We start from the raw sequence: 14,606 nt of genomic DNA, 5'->3' as shown, positions 1-14,606 counted from the left end.
AGTTTCGTGAATATATGCTTGTTCTGGCAGTCGTCGCGGCAGGCGCGGGCGTTTGTGTAACGGCGCGGGCCGCTGATTGCGACAGCAGCCAGACCACTTCCAAATGGGATGTGCTTGGCCGCGTGGCGCAGGCTGGTGACTGCGCCAACACCCGGCTGCAGGACCGTGAGCAGGCGTGGAAGGACAAGCAGCAGAACGTGGAGCAGGGCTATCAGGACCGCAAGGATGCGCTGCGCCAGAATACGGTAGGCCGGTGGGACAATGAAAAGCAGAATCTGTCCGATGACCGCGACCGTGTGGACCAGAAGATCCAGAACGGCCGTGACCGGCTTGATGCGATTCGCAACGCGCCCAAAAATCGCCTCGACAAGCTGCGTGACGCAGGCAGCGAGGAACGCCAGCGCTGGGATAACCTGAAAAGCCAGACCGGCTCCGACGTGAGCAGCCTGTTCGGCGGCAATAGCCAGAACAACCAGTAAAGAACTGTTTAAGAACAGGTTTTTTAGATAAAAAATACCAAAGTCTCGGAATGCCACCTTTTTTGGGAAGGTGGCATTTTTTTTGTACCCTCCAGCAGACGCATCAGCACAAATGCCCTGACTATTAAGGTTTTTTCAAACAGGCTGTCTTTGTGAATTTCTTTGGAAAAAGCGCATCGCCAGCCGCTGCTTGCCCTTGGCCCGATACCCGCCGTGTTGCACGACGCTCACGCGGCATGGAAAGCGGTGCCGTTCAAGGCCCTGAAACACAACATGCCCGGACGATGCCGGGCATGAAGGAAACACAGGGAGATGTCTGGCGCTTACGAACGCGGCGGCCGCTTGCGCGATGAAGCAGCACCGCGCGGTCCGCTGCCAAACCCGCCACCGGGGCGGCCACCGCCACCACCGGGCTTGCGGGCGAAGGGGCGGCCACCACGCGGCGGGCCGCGGCGGGCCGGGCCCGCGCCACCGGCAGGGGCCGCAGCGGGCGAGATCTGCACTTCGTCATTCTCGATCGCGGCGATGCACGAGCGGAACTTCTCGGTCGATTCCGGCGTGATCTCGAACAGCGTCTGGCTGTCATTGATGCGGATGGCGCCGATATCCGCCTTGCGCACGCCACCAAGGCGGCAGATCAGCGGGATCAGCCATTTCGGGTCAGCCTTTTCCTGGCGGCCCACATTCATGGCAAACCAGGCACCCGGCTCGCCGCTGCCATAGCTCTCGCGCGGGGGGCGGGGGCCATCGCGCTCGGGGCGCTCACGCACGGGGCGCGGGGCATCGGGCGTGATGTGGCGCACGTTCTCTGCTGCGGGCAGGCGGGCGCGGTACATCTGCAGCAGGGCTGCGGCGAGCTGTTCGCTCGTGCGGCCTTCCACAAGCTGGCCCACCAGTTCGGCATCGGCTTCCGCCACGTCCTGGTTCAGCACGGGATCGGCCAGCAGGCGCTTGGTGTCATTCGCGCGGATTTCGGCGGCCGTCGGCACGCCGGACCATGTGGCCGTGATCTTGGCGCCCTGCATCAGGCGCTCGGCGCGGCGGCGCTGCGACATGGGCACCATCAGCACGCACACGCCCTTGCGGCCCGCGCGGCCCGTGCGGCCCGAACGGTGCAGCAGCGTGGCCGAATCAGTCGGCAGGGTGGCATGCACCACCAGCGCCAGGGCCGGGATGTCGATGCCACGGGCGGCCACGTCGGTCGCCACGCACACATTGGCCTGGCCCTTGCGCAGGCTGTCGATGGCACGGGTGCGCTCGTTCTGCCCCAGCTCGCCCGAGAGGGCGACCGAGGAGAAGCCACGCTCGACCAGGGCCGCCTGCATGTGGCGCACCATCTCGCGGGTTGCACAGAACACCATGGTGGTCTGGCTGTCGGTATAGCGCAGCACGTTGACAACGGCGGGGATCAGTTCGCGTGCATCGGCCACGATGGCGCGGTATTCGATATCGGCATGCTGCTTGGCGCCCGAAAGCGTATCGATGCGCACGGCGTCGTTCTGGTAACGGCGCGCGAGGGATGCGATTTCCTTGGCGATGGTGGCCGAGAACAGCAGCGTGCGGCGGGTCTTGGGCATGGCGTCGAGCAGTTGCTCGAGTTCATCGCGGAAGCCGAGGTCAAGCATCTCGTCGGCTTCATCCAGCACGACCACGCGCAGGTCCGACATGTCCAGACGGCCACGGGACTGATGGTCGCACAGCCGCCCCGGCGTGCCGACCACGATATGCGCGCCCATCTGGAGCGCACGGGCCTCGCGCCGCGCATCCATGCCGCCAATGCACGACACGATGCGCCCGCCTGCGGGGGCATACAGCCAGGTCAGTTCACGCGTGACCTGCATGGCCAGTTCGCGCGTCGGCGCGATGATGACGGCCAGCGGCGGGCCTGCTGGGCCAAAATGCTCCGCGCCACCAAGCAGGGTGTCGGCCATGGCGATGCCAAAGGCAACGGTCTTGCCCGAGCCGGTCTGGGCGGAGACAAGGAGGTCGCGCCCCTCGGCTGCGACATCCAGGACCGCTTTCTGGACGGGAGTCGGGTTATCGTACCCACGCTCGTCCAGCGCGCGTTGCAGGGCGGGGTGGGTTTCGGGAAACGGCATGTATCGGGCAATCCGGACAAAAACATGAAGAACATGGGCGACGCAGGAAGGAAACTGGCCGCCGGCCGTGTTCATGCGTCAGGGGAGAAGGCCGGTGCATAAAGAATGATTGCCCCAAAAGCCAGAATTAATAATGGCCGGGGCATTTTTGCACGCGCGCCCAGGCACCATCAGTGCGGGGCAGGGGGAGGGGAAAAAGTTTCCGGATGCCGCCTTATGTGCATAAGGCGGCGTTCTTTTTGGGGCTTTTTGTAAACCGCTTCACCAGAAACTTGATCAGTTTTTCAGGGCACCAGCACCGCAGCGCCTTCAAAGCGGCCGTGGCGCAGGTCATCAAGGGCCTTGTTGGCGTCCTTGAGCGCATACGGCGTGGTGGTGGTGCGGATGCCCACGCGCGGCACGAGTTCAAGGAAGTCGATCCCGTCCTGCCTTGTCAGGTTGGCCACGGATACGATCTGGCGTTCCTCCCACAGCAGGTCATAGGAAAAGGCCGGGATCTCGCTCATGTGGATGCCCGCGCACACCACGCGGCCTGCCTTATGCACGGCCTTGAGTGCGGCGGGCACGAGTGCGCCCACGGGGGCGAAGATGATGGTGGCGTCAAGCTGTTCGGGCGGGGCCTCATCCGAGCCACCGGCCCATACGCAGCCGAGCGAGCGGGCGAATTCCTGCGTCTTTGTGTCACCGGGGCGGGTAAAGGCATAGACCTTGCGGCCCTGCCAGGCCGCCACCTGCGCAATGATGTGGGCTGCCGCCCCAAAGCCATACAGCCCGATGCTGCGGGCCTCCTTGCCCGCCATGACCAGCGAGCGCCAGCCGATCAGCCCCGCGCAGAGCAGCGGGGCGGTGGCCACGTCGTCATCGCCCTCAGGCAGGGGGAAGGTGAAATGCGCATCCGCCACCGCCTTGGTGGCATAGCCGCCATCACGCGTGTAGCCGGTAAAAAGCGGGTGGTCGCACAGGTTCTCGTGGTCGGTCTGGCAGTAGTGGCAGCAGCCGCAGGTATGGCCGAGCCACGGAATGCCCACGCGCTGGCCCATGTGCAGCCCCTCCACATTCGGGCCGATGGCGTCGATCCGGCCCACGATCTCGTGCCCCGGCGTGAGGGCATGGCCGGGAAAGGGCAGGTCGGCATCGACCACGTGCAGGTCGGTGCGGCACACGCCACAGGCCCCCACGGTCACGCGGATCTGCCCCGGCCCCGGCTGCGGGTCGGGCAGTTCGGTCCATTGCAGGGGGCTGTGGGGGGCGAGCAGTCGCATTGCGTACATGGTGGCGCTCCTTTGTCTGTACAGGGGCGGCCTGCTGGCCGCTGGTGCCATGACGTGCAGGCTAGCATGGCTGTAGCCCCTGAGGCATGACCTGCATCATCGCGCTGTTCGGCTTCAAAAAAACAGAAGTTTTTGGGTGCCCCTTTTTTTTTAAAGGCGGCGTTCCCTGAAGCTTTTTGGAAAAAATCTTCACCAAAAACTTTTGAATGAATTCCAGATTTATTCTTCTGCGCGGTAAGGGGTCATGGCCTCAAGGGCGGGCAGTTCGGCCCGTATGGCCGCGCGTTCATGTTGAAGGAATTCGGCCACGGCCTCGCGCAGGCCGGGGAGGCTGATCCAGTGGGCGGAATGGGTCAGGCACGGGCGGTAGCCACGTTGCAGCTTGTGCTCGCCCTGCGCGCCCGCTTCCACCCGTTTCAGCCCGTGGGCGATGGCGAAGTCGATGGCGCGGTAATAGCACAGCTCGAAGTGCAGGAACGGCCAGTCCCCCTCGCGCCGCCCCCAGTTGCGGCCGTACAGCGTATCGCGCCCCATCAGGTTGAGCGCGCCGGCCACCGGCACGCCGTCCTGCCTGGCGATCATCAGCACCACCCTGTCGCCCAGCCGCTCGGACAGGAGCGGGAAGAAGGCGGGCTGCAGATAGGCGCTGCCCCATTTTCGGTCCACGGTAGAGAGGTAGAAGTGATAAAAATCCTGCCACAGCGCTTCGGTAATCTCCGCGCCGCGATAGGTGTGGAATGTCAGCCCGCAGGCATTGGCATCGCGCCGCTCGCGCCGGATGGCCTTGCGCTTGCGTGAGGCCAGCATGCCCAGAAAATCGTCAAAGCTGGCATAGTCCTGGTTATCCCAGTGGTACTGCACGCCAAGGCGCTGCAGCCAGCCGCCTTCCCCCAGCAGTTCATATTCATGCGTCGTGCAGAAGGTGACATGCACGGAGGAAAGCCCCATCTCGCCACAGGCCTGCCGCAGTGCGCGGGCTGCCAGCAGGCGCAGGCTGTCGGCATCGGGAGCGGTGGGGTGAACGAGCAGGCGCGGCCCCGGCACGGGCGAGAAAGGCACGGCGACCTGCAGTTTGGGATAATACTGCCCGCCCGCCTGCTCGAAGGCGCGGGCCCAGGCGTGGTCGAACACGTATTCGCCAAAGGAATGGCCCTTGGCGTAAAGCGGGGCGACTGCAAGCAGGCTGCCTTCGTCGTCGCGCAGGGCAAGGTGCTGGGGCATCCAGCCGGTCTGCGGGCCGGTGGAGCCGCTGTCTTCGAGTGCCGAGAGGAAGGCGTGGCTGACAAACGGGTTTTCATCGCCCGCGCAGCCATCCCACTGCGCCGCCGGGATCTCGGCAATCCGGCGGTGCAGGGTCATGGTGGTGCCGGTCATGATGCCTGCGCCGTGGTGCAGGCTGTGCGGGGCGGTGCGGTCATGACAGGCTCCCTTTGTTATGCGTGGTGGTTACATCAGCCGATTTCGAACAGGCCCTCGACCTCGACAGCGGAGTCGAGCGGCAGCGAGGGCACGCCCACGGTCGAGCGCGCATGGCGGCCCGCATCACCAAACACGGCTACCGCCAGGTCGGAGGCCCCGTTCATGACGGCGGCATGCTGCGTAAAGTCGGGCGTGCAGGCAATGAACCCGCCCAGCCGCACCACGCGCTTCACGCGCGAAAGGTCGCCAAGGGCCGCCTTAACCTGCGCGATCACGTTGATCATGCTGTAGCGCGCGGCTTCCACCGCCAGTTCCACTGCCACGGTGCCGCCGAGCTTGCCGGTGGTCAGCAGCTTGCCATCAACCAGCGGCAACTGGCCTGACACCACCAGCGATGACCCGCTGATGACGGTGCCCACGTAATTGGCCACGGGTGTGGCGGGGGTGGGCAGCACGATGCCAAGCTGCTTGAGGCGCTGTTCGGGGGTTGTATCGGGCATGGGCAACAATCCTTGCATTCAGGCGGCGGGGTACGGCGCCGGGTTATCCGACCAGCCGCAGCCCGCGCCGCCGGGGGGGCGTGTCATCGCCATCGTCATTGCCGGAGCCGGGCAGGTCGAGCGGCAGCATGGGGGCGGGGCTTTCGGCCAGCGTCTCCTCATGCGGGGCATCGGGTAGCCTGCGGCCCAGATAGGCATCTGACAGGGCGCGGAAGGCGTAGTCGAGCATGGATGTGGCGTAGGATGCAACCGGGTCGCCCTCCACCGTGCCCGCGGGGCCGAACTGGGTGTAGGCAAAGGCCTCGACATAGCTTTCCAGCGGCGCGCCATATTGCAGGCCGATGCTTACGGCCTGGCCCAGCGTGTCCATCAGGCCGCGCACCATCGGGCTCTCCCGCGTGGGCGTCAGGCTGATTTCGCCCAGCGACCCGTCGGCATATTCCCCCGTGCGCAGGAACAGGCGGTGGCCGCCGATGCGGGTTTTCTGCGTAAAGCCGCCATGGCGTGCGGGCAGGTGGCGGCGCACGCCGCGCTCCAGCCCCGCACGGGTGGCCAGCGTGTCACGCGTGGCATCGGGGCGGGCGGGCACGCGGTCCACAAACCCGCTGAGCGCGCGGTGCATGGCCTGGTGCGAGGCGGCGGCGGGCAGGGGCAGCACGCTCTCGCCCGCAAGGGTGGCGGCGAAGGCTGCCTCCAGCGTCAGGCCCCGGCTGGCCAGCCGGGCCAGCGTGCTCATGGCCAGCCGCCCGTCAGGCCGCAGCGGGGAAAAGACGGGGGCCAGCCCGCATGCTTCCACACCCAGCAGCGCATCGATGGGGCCGGGGGTGGAAAAGCCGGTCTCGACGCGGGCTGCGGGCTGGTCGGTCTCGACCGCCGCTTCCTGCCACACGCTGCGCGCGATCTGGCTCACGCCGGGCAGGATGCTGCGCACGGGGGGCAGGGGCATGGCATCGGCCCCTTCGCCCGCATGGGCCACGAGGGTGGCAAGGGCCACGATGCTGCATGCCGCGTCGCGCCCGGCCTCGCTGTCATAATCGAGCCCCAGCCCGGCCAGGCAGGCATCGAGGTTGGTCAGCAGCAGCGCGCCTGCAACAGGGGCGCGCTCATGGCTTTCGCCAGCAGGGGGCAGGGTGACGGCACGCAGGTGGGCCACCGCGCCGCCCGCGGGTTCGGGCAGGGGCAGCTCGCCATTGCGCATGTGCAGCTTCTGGTGCGCAAGGGTGCGCAGCACGCGGGCCAGCAGGCGCAGGGCCGCTACGAAGTCGCGCGCCATGAAGCTGTTATCGGCCTCGACAAAGGCGGCGAGGTTGACCACGAAGGCGGGCCTGCGGTCATGGTGGCCATGCCACAGGCTTTCGCTCGGTGCGGCCTGGCGCATGAGCAGCAGGCACGACAGCGCGCGCGCGACCGGGCCAATGACCGGGCCGGACACCTCGCCCGCGCACAGGTCATCGATCCATCGCGCCGCGAGTTCGGGCAGGTTGGCGGGGCCATGGCCGGGGGCCAGCCGGGCCACGGCCTCGGCTGCCGTGTCATCCCAGTCGGCGGGCAGGGTTACGGAACGCGGCGCGTCGTCTGGGTCCGCTGCGGCTTCAACGGTACGCATACGCACGCCGTTCCAGTGGCTTCGTGCTGTCATGCTTTATGTTTACCGGGCGGCAGCACGCTGGCGGAACCCGCTTGCGGCGGAGTCGCAACTATACATGCCCCTGAATACAGTGGATATGGGGGATAACTGTGCGGCGACCATGCGCGCGCCCATCACCGCGCCGTGAGGCGGGGGGCTTTGAAATGCCTTTGACAGAGTGCGGGCTGCCTCGACGCCCCCCCGCTGATCCCGCAGATGTGACGGTCGCGCACGCATATGCGCGTGGACCGCGCGGCTGCGGGCGGATTAGGCTCGCGGTATGGCAAATCTAGGCACCCGCATCTACACCTGCTTCAGGGGGCGACTGGTCGGCAAGGATGCCGACGGGCGCTGTTATTATGAGGCCCGCACGCCCAACCGCACCGGCGGCGGGGAAAAGCGCCACGAGCGCTGGGTCATCTATCACAGGGGCGAGGACGCATCCGCCGTGCCGCCCGAATGGTGGGGCTGGCTGCACCACATGGAGGCCGCCCCCCTGCCCGAGAGCGCGCGCCAGCCGTGGCAGCAGCCCTGGCAGCCCAACCAGACCGGAACAGCGGGGGCCTACCACCCGCCGGGCAGCGACTGCCGGGGCGGCCAGCGGGCTTCAACCACCAGTGATTATGAGGCATGGTACCCCGAGGGATGAAACCCGTGGCGTAACCTGCTAGGGTGCGCGCCATTGGATATTGGGGAAGCTTTGCCACCATGGTTGCTGCTGTTTCAGGGCGCGCGGGCCGTCAGCCAGCGGAACTTCTTGCCGGTTTTGCCGTGCTGGCCGGGCTTGCGGGGCTGCTGGCCTATGCCGTGCTCGACAAGGGCCGCCCGCATGAAACCGGCTACCGGCTCAATGCCGGGTTCGCCCATATCGATGGCCTGTCCATCGGCTCGGATGTCAGGCTTGCGGGCATTACGGTGGGGCAGGTGGTCGATGAGCGCGTCAACCCCAAGACGTATGCCGCACAGGTCACCTTTACCGTGCGGCCCGACATCAGGCTGCCTGATGATACGGCGGCCATCATTACCAGCGACAGCCTGCTGGGTGGCAAATACATTGCCCTCTCGCCCGGTGGCGATGACAAGATGCTCGCCCCCGGCGGCACGATTGGCGAGACCCAGGGCGCGATCAGCCTTGAGCAGCTGCTCAGCAAGTTCATCTTCTCGGTAACCGATACCCTGACCAAGGCCCGGCAGGACAAGGCGAACCAGCCTGCTGCCCCCGCGCCGGGCGGAGACGCGCCATGAGCGGTCAAGACGCCCTGCCCGCCATGTGGCCACAGCGCGATGGCACGCCGGTCTCCTGCCGTGACAAACTGCTGGTCCTGCGCGAAAACCATCAGGAAGTGCGGGGTGTCCTGCAGGATGCGTTCGAGGATGCCGTGCTGATGGGCGTGGATGAGGCGGCCATGCGCCAGATCCTGATCGACGTGGTCAACACCCTGCGGAGCCCCCACGCATGAGGCGCGTGCTCCGCTCCCTGCCCGCCCTGCTGCTTGCTGGCCTGCCGGGCCTTGCCCATGCCACCGAATGGCTGGCGCCGCCTGCCATGTACCCACCCGATACGTGGCAGGGCCGCACGGTGGCGGTGGTGCGCGTGCTCGACAAGCTTGATGCCCATACCGAACTGCTCAACGTGCCCGTGGGTCAGGACATGCCCTATAAGAGCCTGACCCTGCGCGCCACGTCATGCCTGCAGCGCCCCGCCACCCTGCCAGCCGATAGCGCTGCCTGGCTGGACGTGCATGACGCGCATGAGGGCATGGCCGCCTTCCAGGGCTGGATGGCGGTGGCCGAGCCCGCGACCGGCGTGTTCCAGAACCCGCTTTATGATGTGCAGCTGGTCGGTTGCGCGGGTGACAGTGTCGCCCCCACCCCGCCGCCACTCGCCGCTGTGGCAGCCTCGACGGAGGCCGCGCCCGTAGCCCCCGCCATGGCCACGCCCGATGGCCAGCCCGCGGCGCCTGAAGCAGGTGGGGCAGGTGCGGCGCCAGTCGCTCCGGCAGCCCCCCCGGCCACGCCGCAGCCGGTCTCCCCGCCGCTGCCCGCCATGCCGCCCGAGCCCGCCGATGAGGGCGCCGCCCCCCTGATGCTGCATTAGAAAATAATTTAATTTGTGTCGTATAAATGCTGCAGCCCTGTATAGCGCGCTTGTGGGCTTGCGTATTATCCAGCTTTGCCAGAGGCTAGACCCACCATGAGCAAGACACCCTCCCTCCCTTCGCTCGATCGGCTGCCGTCTCCCGCGCGTGCGGCCTTCCTCCTGGACTTTGACGGCACGCTGGTGGATATCGCCCCCACGCCCGAATCCGTGGTCGTGGCCCCCGGCCTGCGCGACACATTGCGCCGCCTGCGTGATAAATGCGGCAACGCGCTCGCGGTCATCTCGGGCCGCCCCATCGACCAGATCGACCATTTCCTGCCAGATGTGCCCTATGCCGTGGCGGGCGAGCATGGCATCGCCATCCGCCATGCGCCGGGCCAGGCTGTGGAGCGCGCGGCGCTGCCGCCAGTGCCGAAAGCATGGATGGATGAGGCCGAGAGGCTGGCCGCGACCCATCCCGGCGTGCGGATCGAACACAAGAAGGCGGGGCTGGTGCTGCATTACCGCGGCGCGCCCGATGCGGGTCCGGCGCTGGGCCGGATCGCGGATGAATGGGTGGACGCCACCCACGGCGCGTTCCATGTGCAGGCCGCCAAGATGGCGTGGGAAATCCGCCCCGCCGGCATCGACAAGGGCCATGCGGTCGATGCGGTGATGAAAAGCGCGCCGTTTGCGGGCCGGCTGCCCATTTTCGTGGGCGATGACGTGACCGATGAGGATGGCATGCGCGAAGCGGTCAGACTTGGTGGCGTGGGCCTGCGCATTCCCAATGATTTCCCTGACCCGGCGGCTTTCCGCGCATGGCTGGCCCAGTTGGCACAGGGGGGTGATGGCGCATGGGGCGGCTGATTATCGTATCCAACCGCGTGCCTTCCCCGCGTGAGCGCAGCCAGCCCGCCGGTGGGCTGGCGGTGGGGCTGAAAGATGCCCTGCGCGAGGGGGAATCGCTGTGGTTTGGCTGGTCGGGCAAGCAGGTGCAGCTCCATGGCGGCGACCCGGTGCCCCGGCTCGACAGGGTCGATAACGTCACCTACGCCACCATAGACCTGACCCCGCTGCAATATGAGGGGTTCTACCAGAATTTCTCCAATGGCATCCTGTGGCCGCTGTTCCATTACCGCGTCGGGCTGATGAACTATTCCCGCACGGACTGGAAAACATATCTTGCGGTCAACGCCATGTTCGCGCGCACGCTGCTGCCCCTGCTCAAGCCTGATGACACGATCTGGGTGCATGACTACCACCTGTTCCCGCTCGGGCAGGCGTTGCGTGACCTCGGGGTGAAATGCCGCATCGGCTTCTTCCTGCATATTCCGTTCCCGCCATGGAGCCTCGTGCGCTCGCTGCCCGGCGCAGACCTTCTGCTCGAGGACATGCAGAGCTACGACCTGATTGGCGTGCAGACGCCCGAGGATGCAGAGAACCTCAACCATTCCCTCCAGGCCAATGGCCTTGCGGCGCGCGGGCAGGCCTTTCCCATCGGCATCGACCCCGACGAGTTCCGCGCACAGGCTGAAAAGAGCATGGAAGGCCCGGAGGTGGAGCGGCTCGAAGGCAGCCTGCGCGGCGCCAAGCTTGTGCTGGGCGTGGACCGGCTGGATTATTCCAAGGGCCTGCCTGAGCGGTTTCGTGGCTATGAGGCGCTTCTGGCGCGCTACCCCGAGCATCGGGGCAAGGTGACCTTTCTGCAGGTCGCCCCCATCTCGCGCGGCAGCGTGGAGGAATACCGCCAGCTGCGCCGCCAGCTTGATGAACTGACCGGGCGGATCAACGGCGCCTATTCCGAATTCGACTGGACACCGATCCGCTACATCACTCGTCCGCTCCCGCGTGAGGTGCTGGCCGGGTTCTACCGCCGGGCCGAAGCCGCCCTGATCACGCCGCTGCGCGATGGCATGAACCTTGTGGCCAAGGAATACGTGGCCGCCCAGGACCCGGCCAATCCGGGCGTGCTGATCCTGTCGCATTTTGCCGGTGCCGCGCCGGAAATGGATGAGGGCATCCTGGTCAATCCCTATGACCCCGATGAGATTGCCGATGCCCTGCATGCCGCCCTGACCATGGGGCTGGCGGAGCGGCGCACGCGCTGGCAGGCGCTGGAGCAGGAAGTCAGCAGCACCACGGCCATAAGCTGGGCGGCTGATTTCCTGCAGGCGCTTGAGGCCGCACCGGTTGCGGGGCGGCCGTAACTACCCATGCGTTCAACTGCTTTATTGATGGTGCTGGCCGGGTGCGCCGCCCTTGGCGTGGCCTGGTGGAGTGAATACACGCTGGGCCATGTGCCTTGCGGGCTGTGCCTGTGGGAGCGCTGGCCCTATCGGGTGCTGGCGGGATTGGGGCTGCTGGGGCTGGTGCTGCCGCGTGATGCGGCGCGCGGCGCGTTGTGGCTGTGCATGCCGGTGCTGCTCGTGGCGGCTTTCCTTGGCGGCCTGCATGTAGGGGTGGAGCAGGGCTGGTGGCCCAGTCCGCTGCCCGAATGCCGCGCGCCCACGTTTCATGGCGGCAGTTTCGCGCAGCGTCTGGCGTCCATGCCGCGCCGCCCGGCCAAGCCGTGCGATGCGGCAACCTATCTTGTGCCCGGCGTGCCGCTTTCCATGGCGGCGATGGGCGGGATCTACGCGCTGGCGCTGATCCCTGTCGTGCGCCGGGGGCTGCGGATCAGGGCGAAGTTCCGCGGCCGCGGCCGAAAAACAATCCAAGGATGAACAGCACGATGAAGATGAAGAAGAGCACCTTGCCGAAATAGGCAAACGTGTCCGAAATGCCGCCGAAGCCAAAAACCGCGGCGATCAGGGCGAGAACAAGGAATGTGATGGTCCAGCGTAACAGGTCCATGATCCGGTTCCTTCCGATCGATGTTGTGACAGACGCGGGCATGACATCCGCCCCTTAACAATGCGCCAGAGGGCGACGGGTTCATCGCAATACGTTATTTTGGCCCCGGCACGGTCGCGACCCGAGCGGGGTTGCGCGCAGATCAGGCGGGAGGCAGCCCATGAAAGACAGCACGGACACGGCAGGTTTTTACAGCCTGTACCATCATGGCTTTGCCCGGGTGGCCGCCTGCACGCTGCCCGTGGAGCTGGCCGACCCGATGGAAAACGCCCGCCGTACGCAGCATGCCATGATGGCCTGCCACGAGGCGGGGGCCGTGCTGACGGTGTTTCCCGAGCTTGGCCTGTCGGGCTACGCCATTGATGACCTGCGCCAGCAGGATGTGCTGCTTGATGGCGTGCGCGAGGCGATTGGCTGGCTGGCCGGGCAGACGGCGGGCCTGCTGCCGCTGGTGCTTGTCGGCGCGCCGCTGGCCGTGGGGGATGCGCTGTATAACTGCGCCATCGCCCTGCATGACGGGCGCGTGGTGGGCGTGGTGCCCAAATCCTACCTGCCCAATTACCGCGAGTTTTACGAGGCGCGGCAGTTCACGCCCGGCGCGGGCCTGCGCGGCGGCACGGTCACCCTTGGCGGCGAGGCCGTGCCGTTTGGCACCGACCTTCTGTTCCACGCGCCTGCGGTGCAGGGGCTGGTCGTGGCCGCCGAGATCTGCGAGGACATGTGGGTGCCGCACCCCCCGGGTGTCGATGCAGCCCTGGCCGGGGCCACGGTCATTGCCAATCTTTCCGCCAGCAACATCACGGTGGGCAAGGCGCGCACGCGCACGCTGCTGTGCCAGTCGCATTCGGCGCGCTGCCTGTGCGCCTATGTCTATGCCGCGGCGGGCGAGGGCGAATCCACTACCGATGTGGCATGGGACGGCCAGACCTCGATTTTCGAAAATGGCGAGACACTAGCGCAAAGCGCGCGTTTCCCCTCGGGTCAGGTCACGCTCATGGCCGATGTGGATCTTGACCTGCTGCGACAGGAACGCCTGCGCATGGGCACCTTTGCCGATAACCGCGCCCAGGCCGCGGCAGGCGCGTGGCGGCATGTCAACCTGTCCATCACCCCGCCCACAGCCGATCTGGGCTTGCTGCGCAACATTCCGCGCTTCCCCTTCGTGCCCAGTGACCCGGCACTGCTCGATCAGGACTGCTACGAGGCGTTTACCATTCAGGTCACCGCCCTCAAGCGCCGCCTGCTCGCCTCACGCGCCAAAACGCTGGTCATTGGCGTATCGGGGGGGCTGGATTCCACCCATGCGCTGCTCGTCGCCGCCCGCGCGGCAGAGGAATGCGGGCTGGGGCGGCAGGCGGTGCTGGGCTACACCATGCCCGGTTTTGGCACCACGGGCGCCACGCGCGACAACGCGCATGAACTCATGGCCGCCCTTGGCGTGCAGGCGCGCGAGATCGATATCCGCCCCGCAGCCCGCCTCATGCTCGAGCAGATGGGTCATCCCTTCGCCGCGGGCGAGGCGGTATATGACGTGACATTCGAGAACGTGCAGGCCGGCCTGCGGACTGACTTCCTGTTCCGGCTGGCCAACCAGTCGGGCGGGATCGTGATTGGCACGGGCGACCTGTCGGAACTGGCGCTGGGGTGGTGCACCTATGGCGTGGGCGACCAGATGGCGCATTACAATGTCAATGCAGGCCTGCCCAAGACCCTGATCCAGCACCTGATCCGCTGGGTCATGGCCAGCGGGCGCGAGCAGGCGCGTACCTGCACGGTGCTCGAGGCCATCCTGCGCACCGAGATCTCGCCCGAACTGGTGCCCGCCACCGCGACACAGGCGGTGCAGAGCACGGAATCGCTGATCGGGCCCTACGCGTTGCAGGACTTCACCCTGTTCCATGTGCTGCGCCATGGTTTCCGCCCCTCCAAGATCGCGTTTATGGCGCGGCATGCCTGGGGCAATGCCGCGGGCGGGGACTGGCCGCCCGGTTTCCCCGCCGAGGGCAGGCGGGCTTACACCCTGGCGGAAATACACCACTGGCTGGGGGTGTTCCTCAACCGTTTCTTCGGGTTCAGCCAGTTCAAGCGCTCGGCCATGCCCAACGGGCCGAAGGTGGTGGCCGGTGGCGCGCTGTCGCCACGCGGTGACTGGCGCGCGCCATCGGATGGCAATGCCCGCCTGTGGCTGGAAGAACTGGAGCGGCGCGTGCCACAGGATTGATCCAGATCAATCCTGATTCCGAATTTCTTAACCCATTCCTGACAGATACGGTCC

The 14,606-nt window shown here is 66.5% G+C and carries 15 protein-coding genes; 9 read left to right on the top strand and 6 right to left on the bottom strand.

Translation table 11 applies throughout. The features are described 5' to 3' along the window. The first annotated feature begins 14 nt into the window (after positions 1-14). Complete coding sequence (locus tag OQZ28_RS00255; RefSeq protein WP_458134805.1) at positions 15-479, top strand: hypothetical protein; 465 nt, start codon at positions 15-17, stop codon at positions 477-479. Between the two features lie 323 nt (positions 480-802). Here OQZ28_RS00255 and OQZ28_RS00250 read toward each other — a convergent pair whose 3' ends face one another. The 5 genes from OQZ28_RS00250 to OQZ28_RS00230 all read right to left on the bottom strand — a co-directional run bounded on the left by OQZ28_RS00250 (position 803) and on the right by OQZ28_RS00230 (position 7,374). Next, complete coding sequence (locus tag OQZ28_RS00250) at positions 803-2,578, bottom strand: DEAD/DEAH box helicase (RefSeq protein ID WP_458134804.1); 1,776 nt, start codon at positions 2,576-2,578, stop codon at positions 803-805. Positions 2,579-2,862: 284 nt separating this feature from the next. Then, positions 2,863-3,849, bottom strand: a complete 987-nt coding sequence (locus OQZ28_RS00245; RefSeq protein ID WP_458134803.1) for a zinc-dependent alcohol dehydrogenase family protein — start codon at positions 3,847-3,849, stop codon at positions 2,863-2,865. 219 nt (positions 3,850-4,068) lie between these two features. Next, positions 4,069-5,223, bottom strand: coding sequence for a GNAT family N-acetyltransferase (locus tag OQZ28_RS00240; protein WP_458134802.1), 1,155 nt, complete (start codon positions 5,221-5,223; stop codon positions 4,069-4,071). A gap of 77 nt (positions 5,224-5,300) precedes the next feature. Beyond that, entirely contained in the window at positions 5,301-5,768 is a 468-nt protein-coding gene (locus tag OQZ28_RS00235) for a RidA family protein (protein ID WP_458134801.1), read from the bottom strand. Between the two features lie 43 nt (positions 5,769-5,811). Continuing rightward, the gene (locus OQZ28_RS00230; RefSeq protein WP_207303486.1) at positions 5,812-7,374 is read right to left on the bottom strand and encodes a TSCPD domain-containing protein; all 1,563 of its coding nucleotides are present in this window, start codon (positions 7,372-7,374) and stop codon (positions 5,812-5,814) included. A 301-nt stretch (positions 7,375-7,675) separates the two neighbouring features. Here OQZ28_RS00230 and OQZ28_RS00225 point away from each other — a divergent pair, with 301 nt between their 5' ends. From OQZ28_RS00225 to OQZ28_RS00195, 7 genes are all read left to right on the top strand, one after another. Further along, positions 7,676-8,044, top strand: a complete 369-nt coding sequence (locus OQZ28_RS00225) for an NADH-ubiquinone oxidoreductase subunit NDUFA12 family protein (RefSeq protein ID WP_458134800.1) — start codon at positions 7,676-7,678, stop codon at positions 8,042-8,044. 59 nt (positions 8,045-8,103) lie between these two features. Continuing rightward, entirely contained in the window at positions 8,104-8,640 is a 537-nt protein-coding gene (gene mlaD / locus OQZ28_RS00220) for an outer membrane lipid asymmetry maintenance protein MlaD (protein WP_458134799.1), read from the top strand. Further along, a complete protein-coding gene (locus OQZ28_RS00215) occupies positions 8,637-8,855 on the top strand; it encodes a hypothetical protein (protein WP_130732316.1) in 219 nt (72 codons plus the stop codon). Before mlaD ends, OQZ28_RS00215 begins: the two co-directional genes overlap by 4 nt. Next, a complete protein-coding gene (locus OQZ28_RS00210) occupies positions 8,852-9,493 on the top strand; it encodes a DUF2155 domain-containing protein (protein ID WP_458134798.1) in 642 nt (213 codons plus the stop codon). Before OQZ28_RS00215 ends, OQZ28_RS00210 begins: the two co-directional genes overlap by 4 nt. 96 nt (positions 9,494-9,589) lie before the next feature. After that, positions 9,590-10,345, top strand: coding sequence for a trehalose-phosphatase (otsB, locus tag OQZ28_RS00205; protein ID WP_458134797.1), 756 nt, complete (start codon positions 9,590-9,592; stop codon positions 10,343-10,345). Continuing rightward, positions 10,333-11,685 (top strand): alpha,alpha-trehalose-phosphate synthase (UDP-forming), encoded by a 1,353-nt coding sequence (locus OQZ28_RS00200; RefSeq protein WP_458134796.1) that lies wholly within the window; start codon positions 10,333-10,335, stop codon positions 11,683-11,685. The genes otsB and OQZ28_RS00200 overlap by 13 nt, the downstream gene beginning before the upstream one ends. Before the next feature lie 6 nt (positions 11,686-11,691). Further along, complete coding sequence (locus OQZ28_RS00195; protein WP_130732308.1) at positions 11,692-12,201, top strand: disulfide bond formation protein B; 510 nt, start codon at positions 11,692-11,694, stop codon at positions 12,199-12,201. Here the strand turns inward: OQZ28_RS00195 and OQZ28_RS00190 are convergent. Next, positions 12,155-12,331, bottom strand: a complete 177-nt coding sequence (locus OQZ28_RS00190) for a DUF1328 domain-containing protein (RefSeq protein ID WP_078526178.1) — start codon at positions 12,329-12,331, stop codon at positions 12,155-12,157. The two genes, OQZ28_RS00195 and OQZ28_RS00190, sit on opposite strands and share 47 nt — an antisense overlap. Before the next feature lie 160 nt (positions 12,332-12,491). Between OQZ28_RS00190 and OQZ28_RS00185 the strand changes: the two genes are divergently transcribed. Next, the gene (locus OQZ28_RS00185; protein WP_458134795.1) at positions 12,492-14,552 is read left to right on the top strand and encodes an NAD(+) synthase; all 2,061 of its coding nucleotides are present in this window, start codon (positions 12,492-12,494) and stop codon (positions 14,550-14,552) included. The last annotated feature ends 54 nt before the right edge of the window (positions 14,553-14,606 follow it).

Source organism: Komagataeibacter sp. NFXK3, from assembly GCF_054182245.1.
This window is presented reverse-complemented; position numbering and strand designations above follow the sequence as displayed.